This window comes from Mesorhizobium sp. M7A.F.Ca.US.014.04.1.1, from assembly GCF_003998745.1.
Lineage (GTDB): Bacteria > Pseudomonadota > Alphaproteobacteria > Rhizobiales > Rhizobiaceae > Mesorhizobium > Mesorhizobium ciceri.
The window spans coordinates 1-1,347 of record NZ_RZRW01000981.1; the positions used below are offsets into that span (position 1 = coordinate 1).

Annotated in this window: 1 protein-coding gene; it reads left to right on the forward strand. The window is 65.1% G+C overall.

What is annotated here, in order from left to right:
* Positions 1 to 1,347 (forward strand): AsmA family protein (locus EOA22_RS33760; protein ID WP_164756190.1); only part of this gene is annotated, 1,347 nt, incomplete at both ends.

Sequence of the window (1,347 nt, forward strand, 5' to 3'; positions counted from 1 at the left end):
CGGCGCGCGGCCTGGTCAACGCCGACCCCGCCAAACCGGACCTCGACAAGCTGCCTACCGACACCTTCGGCACGGTCGAGTTTCGTGACGGCCGCATGGTAGCCTCCATCGGCGGCAAGGACGTCGAGATCCTGAGCAGTTTGAACGGTCAGGCAAATTGGGCGGCGATGAACAGCAATGCGACGCTGTCGGCAACCGGCATCTGGCGGGGCGAAAGCGTCGCGCTGGACGTCGCCTCGGCCAAACCGCTTGTGCTGTTTGCCGGCGGCACGGCGCCGCTGACACTGTCCTTCAAGGCGGCGCCCGCCACCTTCTCGTTCGACGGCACGGCCAGCATGTCTGAAAATACCTATTTCGACGGTCAAGCGAAGTTCTCGGCACCCTCGCTGCGGCGTGTCCTGGAATGGTCGCAGGCCGGCATCGCTCCGGGTGCGGCGATCGGCTCGGTCAGCATTTCGAGCAAGATCACCGCGACCGGCGGGCGCGTCAAGTTCGACAACACGGCGATTGCACTCGACAACAATCCGGGGATGGGTGCGCTGGACCTCTCGCTTGGTGAAGCACAACCGGTGATCTCCGGCACGCTCGCCTTCGACACGCTCGACCTCAGATCGTTTCTGTCGGCCTTCACCCCGCTGGTGCCGACCGGAGGGGCGGGGCCTGGCGAAATCGACACAAGTTTCGCCGACAAGATCAATCTCGATCTCAGGCTGTCGGCGGCGCACGCCACGGCGGGGCCGATCCAGCTCGCCGACGTCGCCGCCACCGCACAGGTCAAGGATGGTCTGTCCGTCTTCGACATCTCCGATGCCTCGGCCTTCGGCGGCAACATCCAGACCAGCCTTCGCTTCGATCGCAAGCCGGAAGGCTCGCAAGTCGAAATCCGCCTTCTGGCGTCCGACATCGACGGCGGTGCTTTCGGCACGGCGGCAGGGATGACGCGGCTGGTGCCGGTCGGCACGGGCACCGTCTCGGTGATCCTCAAGGGGCCGGGCAGAACCTGGGATTCCATCTTCGACAATGCCGACGGCTCGGTCTCGGCGACCTTCGGGCCGGGTGCGTTGAGCAAGCTCAACCTGCCGGCCTTCCTCAAACATACCGAACAGGGCGGCTTCTTCGCGCTCGACGATGTCTCCGACGCAACATTGCCGATCGACGGTGCCGAGATCAAGGCAACCATTTCGAAGGGCGTGGCGCGAATCGACAAGGCCGAGGCCAATTCAGCGAAGTACAAGATCTGGCTGTCCGGCATCGCGTCCTACGCCGGGCGCGGACTGGCCTTGTCCGGCGGCGTCATTCAGCCGGATCAGGCGGCAACGCAGGCCAACGGCCAGCAAGGCCCCAACC